Annotated in this window: 6 protein-coding genes and 1 pseudogene; 4 read left to right on the forward strand and 3 right to left on the reverse strand. The window is 68.0% G+C overall.

Annotated features, from left to right (window positions below; translation table 11 throughout):
• The 3 genes and pseudogenes from AC2VON_RS10435 to AC2VON_RS10445 all read left to right on the forward strand — a co-directional run.
• Positions 1-301: pseudogene (locus AC2VON_RS10435) on the forward strand (histidine phosphatase family protein); the annotation flags it as partial.
• A 51-nt stretch (positions 302-352) separates the two neighbouring features.
• A complete protein-coding gene (locus AC2VON_RS10440) occupies positions 353-1,333 on the forward strand; it encodes a class I SAM-dependent methyltransferase (RefSeq protein WP_486952894.1) in 981 nt (326 codons plus the stop codon).
• An 82-nt stretch (positions 1,334-1,415) separates the two neighbouring features.
• The gene (locus AC2VON_RS10445; protein ID WP_486952890.1) at positions 1,416-2,123 is read left to right on the forward strand and encodes an esterase; all 708 of its coding nucleotides are present in this window, start codon (positions 1,416-1,418) and stop codon (positions 2,121-2,123) included.
• Positions 2,124-2,163: 40 nt separating this feature from the next.
• Here the strand turns inward: AC2VON_RS10445 and AC2VON_RS10450 are convergent, their stop codons facing one another.
• Positions 2,164-3,444, reverse strand: a complete 1,281-nt coding sequence (locus AC2VON_RS10450) for an outer membrane protein assembly factor BamB family protein (RefSeq protein WP_486952895.1) — start codon at positions 3,442-3,444, stop codon at positions 2,164-2,166.
• Positions 3,445-3,653: 209 nt separating this feature from the next.
• Between AC2VON_RS10450 and AC2VON_RS10455 the strand changes: the two genes are divergently transcribed.
• Positions 3,654-4,391, forward strand: a complete 738-nt coding sequence (locus tag AC2VON_RS10455) for an acyltransferase (protein WP_486952891.1) — start codon at positions 3,654-3,656, stop codon at positions 4,389-4,391.
• A gap of 22 nt (positions 4,392-4,413) precedes the next feature.
• Here the strand turns inward: AC2VON_RS10455 and AC2VON_RS10460 are convergent, their stop codons facing one another.
• Together AC2VON_RS10460 and AC2VON_RS10465 are read right to left on the reverse strand one after the other, a co-directional pair.
• A complete protein-coding gene (locus AC2VON_RS10460) occupies positions 4,414-5,259 on the reverse strand; it encodes an SDR family oxidoreductase (protein ID WP_486952892.1) in 846 nt (281 codons plus the stop codon).
• Between the two features lie 185 nt (positions 5,260-5,444).
• Positions 5,445-6,231: glycosyltransferase family 4 protein (locus AC2VON_RS10465; RefSeq protein ID WP_486952893.1), on the reverse strand; the 787-nt coding region annotated here is incomplete at its 5' end.

Raw genomic sequence — 6,231 nt, forward strand, 5'->3', positions numbered from 1 at the left:
CTGGGACGGGACGGACGTCCCGCAGCATCCGGGCTTGCTGACGGGATTGTTTGTCGACTGGCGCGACCTGATCACCGCGCCGCAGATGGCGCTGTGGAACATTTGGGAGGCCATCATCGGCGGTGATCCAACGACAATCGAGCCTGCGCTCCAGAACGGTTTCGACGAAGTGGCCGCGGCGACAACCCAGTTCCCGCAAGCAGTGATCGATACCATCACCGGCGCGCTGGGCGACAGTGCGGGAGCGGCCGCAGGGGCGGCGGGCGACGCGCTTCTCGGCGGTGCCCTCGCCTCGATCTAAGGCCACGGCGGGCACCGTGCCCATCAACCCGCACAGCCGATAGGCTGACGCATCGTGACGAGTACCGACCCGGTGCCGCAGCCGCACGCCACCGCCGAGCAGGTGGAAGCGGCCCGGTATGACAGCAAGCTCGCGCAGGTGCTCTACCACGACTGGGAAGCGGAGAATTACGACGAGAAGTGGTCGATCTCCTACGATCAGCGCTGCATCGACTACGCCCGCGGCCGGTTCGACGCGATCGTGCCCGCCGAGGAGCTAGCCGAGATCGGTGACCTGCCTTACGATCGCGCGCTGGAACTGGGCTGCGGTACGGGGTTTTTCCTGCTCAATCTCATGCAGTCCGGGGTGGTGCGGCGCGGCTCGCTCACCGACCTGTCGCCCGGGATGGTCAACGTCGCGGTGCGCAACGGGGAGGCGCTGGGCTTGGACGTCGACGGCCGGGTCGCCGACGCCGAGGGCATCCCCTATGACGACGACACCTTCGACCTGGTGGTCGGTCACGCGGTGCTGCACCACATCCCCGACGTCGAGTTGTCGCTGCGGGAGGTGCTGCGGGTGCTGCGCCCGGGCGGGCGGTTCGTCTTCGCCGGGGAGCCGACCACCGTTGGCAACGGTTATGCCCGTGCCCTGTCCACGCTGGCCTGGCGGATCACCACCAACGTCACCCGCTTACCCGGGCTCTCCGGCTGGCGGCGCCCACAAGCCGAACTCGACGAGTCCTCGCGGGCGGCCGCGTTGGAGGCCGTGGTCGATCTGCACACCTTCGAACCCGCCGATCTGGAGCGGATGGCGATCTCCGCCGGAGCGGTCGGCGTAGCCACGGCCAGCGAGGAGTTCACCGCCGCGATGCTGGGCTGGCCGGTGCGCACCTTCGAGGCCGCGGTGCCGCCCGGGAAGCTGGGCTGGGACTGGGCGATGTTCGCATTCCGCAGCTGGACCGCGCTGAGCTGGGTGGACGCCAACGTGTGGCGCCACGTGATTCCGAAGGGCTGGTTCTACAACGTGATGGTCACCGGGGTCAAGCCGTCTTGACCACCGGCTTCCCGTAGAGGTGGCTGCGGCTAACTTCTCATTTCGGCCTCTGTTCGCGACGACGGTACGGGACAATGCGACGATGCGCATTCTGGTGGCTGCCCTCCTGATAGGTGTGGTGGGTGTAACGAGCACTGGGGGCAATTGGGCGGGCATTCCGCCGGCAGCCGCCCAGTCGTCCTGCGCCGAGCTGGGCGGAGTGGTGGAAAGCGGGCAGATATGTCACGTCCACGCCGCCAATGCCGGCTACACCGTGGACGTGAAGTTCCCGGTCGACTATCCCGACCAGCAGGTGCTGACGGACTACGTAGCGCAAAACCGCGACGGATTCATCTCCGTGGCAAAGACGAGCGGATCGCACGACCAACCCTACGAAATGGACGCCACCACCGAGCAGTACCGTTCCGGCCAGCCCCCGAACGGCACCCGAAGCGTGGTGCTCAAGATCTTCCAGGAGGTCGGCGGGCCGCACCCCTCCACCTGGTACAAGTCCTTCAACTACGACCTGGCCCGGCGGCAGCCGATCACGTTCGACACGCTGTTCGCGCCGAACAGCAAACCACTGGATGCCATCTTCCCGATCGTGCAGCGCGAACTGGCACGCCAGACCGGGTTGTCGGTGGCGCTGATTCCCGCAGGCTCGGGCCTCGACCCGTCGCATTATCAGAACTTCGCCATCACCGACGAAGACCTGATCTTCTACTTCGCACCCGGTGAGTTGCTACCGCTGCCTGCCGGCCCCACCTCCGTCCGGGTATCGCGCAACGACATCCCCCCACTGACGGTGTAACGCTCCAACACCGTGTTCACCCCGGTTACCGGGTTAGCGGTTACTGCGGAGCGAAACTGTAGACCTGCCCGGTACTGGTGGCGGTCACCACCCGGCGATCGTGACCTACCGAAACCCCGAGCGGAAACCCGCTCGCCTCCGGCAGCGGATAGCTGTTGACGCTGTGGCCGTCGGCCGGGTCGAAGGCCAGCAGCGACAACCCGCCCGGGCCCGCATCGGTACCGGCGACAACGGTGTAGGCGACGGCGCCACCGGCCAGGCTCGATGCCGACAGCGGGGTGGTGTCATCGCGCCGCCACACCTGTTCGGCATGATCACCGCGGTCTCGGAACGCGACCAGATGTGTGTTCGGCCCACCGCCGGCCACGATCAGTCCGCCCGGGGATACCGCGGGCGGTGTCTGCGCCAGAAACGTCAGCGGCACAGACCATTTCGGCGTGCCGTTGGCCGTGTCAAGTGCCCACAACCGTTGGTCACGGCCGTTGACGTAGACGACTCTGCCATCCTCGGACAGCACCGGGCTGGCCAGCACCCCGGCGGAGACCGCGTCGCTGGTCCACGCCTGGGTGAGCAGCGGGTTGTCCCGCGGGTGATATCTCAGCCCGACCAGCCCGGCGGCCCTGGCACCCGGTTGCCAGACGCTCACCACCACCGTCGCGCTCGACGCCGCGAACGCGGGCGCGGCGGCCACCGGGCAGCCCGGTCGCGCCGGGGCGCAGTCGGATAATCCCCGATTGAAATCGGTCGGGTCGACGCCGTCGACCAGGTCCAGCGGACTGCCGACCACCGTGCCGCGGTGGGCGTCGAAGACCAGCACCTGACCCAGGTGGGTGATCACCAGCAACTGGCCATCGCCCAGAATCCTTGGCGTGGCGGGCATCCCGATCACCGGTGCACGCCAGCGGATCCACTGGGTGGTGGGAAACGACAGCATCGCGCCGGGTTGGCCGACGTAGACGTTGTCGAAGCCGTCGAAGAGCGGGCCGAAAAACCCGCCGCCCTGGTAGAGCCGGGTGCACCACCGCTGCCGGCCGTTGTTGTCGTTTTCCCACTCCACCAGCGAGCAACCCTCTCGGGTCTGCCCGTTGAGTGCCAGCCAGCCGTGTGCGCTCAACGCCGGACCGGCTCCCAGTTCCCCCTTGACGGAGCGGGTCCAGGCCAGTCGGAGGTTTTGTGCACCGACAGTCGCGGTGTAGCCGCTGTTGGCGGCGTTGCCGTACGGGGCGGACCAGCCGGGTGCGGGTGCGGCGTCGACCCACGAGTCGGTGTTGCCACAGCCGCCCAGCGGAAGGGCGAGAAGGGTGAGCGGGACGAGCCACACCACGGCAACGAACCGCCGCAGGTTTGCCCAGTTCAGCGGGCGAGCACGTTGGGCGAACACGGTGCAGTCCCCAGTCCTTCTCCGCGCGGTTGCCGAACAAGTCGCTGACTAAGCCGCTGACCAAGTCGCTGACCAAGTCCACGTCAGTCCAAGTGAATCCAAGTGAGGGTAGCGCGGCGCGGCAGAAGGTTCGCGTAGGCTTTGCCGCCATGACCACCATGTGGGGCGCCCCGCTTCGTCGCCGCTGGCGGGGATCGCGGTTAGGTGACCCACGTCAGGCCAGGTTTCTCACTCTGGCCTCGCTGAGGTGGGTGCTGGCCAACCGGGCCTACACCCCGTGGTACCTGGTGCGTTACTGGCGGCTGCTGAAGTTCAAGTTGGCCAATCCGCACGTCATCACCCGCGGCATGGTCTTCCTGGGCAAGGACGTGGAGATTCACGCCACCCCGGAACTGGCTCAGCTGGAGATCGGTCGATGGGTGCACATCGGGGACCAGAACACCATCCGCGCGCACGAGGGTTCGGTGCGGTTCGGCGACAAGGTGGTGCTGGGCCGCGACAACGTCATCAACGCCTACCTCGACATCGAAGTCGGGGACTCGGTGCTGATGGCCGACTGGTGCTACGTCTGCGACTTCGACCACAAAATGGACGACATCGACCTGCCGATCAAGGACCAGGGCATCGTCAAAAGTCCGGTCCGCATCGGCCCGGACACCTGGGTCGCGGCCAAGGTGACCGTGCTGCGCGGCACCAGCATCGGCCGCGGCTGCGTACTGGGTTCACATGCCGTGGTGCGCGGTGTCATCCCGGACTACTCGATCGCGGTGGGCGCACCGGCCAAGGTGGTCAAGAACCGCAAGCTGGCCTGGGAGACCTCGGCCGCGCAGCGCGCCGAGTTGGCCGCCGCGCTGGCCGACATCGAACGCAAGAAAGCGTCCCGCTGAGCCGGAGCCCAGCCGCAGGCCGCTACCGCTGATCGCCTGCTTCGGTGGATTCGGTAAGGGATTGCTGGTACTTGCTGCGCACCGACGAGCCGCGTGTCGCCGCAACCTGATCGGGGACCATGCGCCGCCAGGCAAAATCACGCAGCCGCTGCGGCAGCACACCGGCGAACCGGGTCAGCGGGCCGACATAGCTGGGGACGGTGACCTCGAAGCGCGGCCGCCGCACGGTTCGCACAACGGCGCGCGCGACGTCGCCCGGCTGCAGCAGCCGGGCGCCGCCGGCGGAGGTGCCGGCGGCCAGGTCGGTGTCCACCACGGCCGGCATGATCACCGAGACCTGGACTCCGCTGCCGTGCAATTCTTCGCGCACACCGACCAGATAGCCGAACACGCCGTGTTTGGTGGCCGCGTAGCTGGATTCGCCGGGGGGCGAGACCTTTGCCGCTGCTGAGGCGACGGTCACGATGTGTCCGCCGCCGCGTGCCCGCATCGCGGGTGCCGCCAGCCGAACACCGCGTATGACGCCGTGCAGGTTGACTTCCAGCATGCGTTTCGTCGCCGATTCGGGTTCCTGGTCGAACGGGCCGACCCACATCACACCGGCATTGCAGACCAGTACATCGATCGGCCCCCACAGCGACTCGGTCGCGGCGAGGAAGTTCCGGAAAGACCCGGTGTCGGTGACGTCGAGTTGGAATCCTTCGACCGTGCCGGGAAGCTCGGCTGCGGTGCGGCGCACAGCCTCGACGTCGAGATCACCGATGGCGACGCGCGCCCCGGCGGCGGCCAACTGCCGGGCGATCTCCCGGCCGATTCCACGTGCGGCGCCGGTCACCGCCGCTACCTGGCCTTCGATTGGTCGCGTCATAAGCCCTCAGTGCCCCGGTGCTGGAATGCCGACACAAGAAGCACGTCGGGGGGCGCTTTGCCGCGTGCCGTGTCGCAGTCAACGCAGCGTACCGGCAACCCGCGTGGGCAACGCTGGCGCTACGCCGACCTGGCCGGACAATACCACCGTCGTCCTGGTAGCCACGACCGACGCCGCGCTGCTTTTCACCGGTCCGGCAGCGCGTGCTCGATGATCGGCCGGCGCGGTTGCGGTTCTCGCTCCCGCCGTTTGGCGGCCAGATACACCTGCGCGGTCTCGTCGGCCACCGTGCCCCAGTCGAAGTCGGAGGTGAGCCGCTCGCGGGCGGCAGCGGCCCGGCGCTGCGCACCAACCGGATCGTTGAGCACTCCCTGAACCGCGACCGCCAGCCCGGCCACGTCGCGCGGCGGACAGGACACACCGGTCACCCCGTCGATCACCGCCTCGCCCAGCCCGCCGGCGTTGGACGTCACCAGCGGGGTGCCAGCGGCGGCGGCTTCCAGCGCTGCCAGCCCGAAGGGCTCGTAATGGCTGGGCAGCACCGCCGCGTCGGCCCGGTGCAGCAACGCCAGCAACTCCTCATGGTCAAGCTGCCCGACGAAGCGCGTCGCCTTGCGCACCCGGTGCCGGCGGGCACACTCGACCAGCCAGTCGTACTGGGTGCCCTCCCCGGCGACGGTCAGCGTGGTCCCCGGGTGGGCGCGCCGGATTCGCGGCAGCGCGGCGATGGCGTCGTGCACGCCCTTCTCGTATTCGAGCCGTCCGACGTACACCAGCTCGGGTGGGCCGGTGCACGGGCGTCGTGGGGCGAACGGCCACCGGGCCGCATCGATCCCATTGCGGATCACCGTGGTTTCGGCCTGGCCGGGCCCGAAAAGTTCGGTGATCTCCTCGCTCATCGACGTTGAACAGGTGATCAGCGAGTCGGATTCGTTGACCAGCCAGGATTCGATCGCGTGCACCTGACGACTC

The organism is Mycobacterium sp. TH-M82 (genome assembly GCF_057473605.1).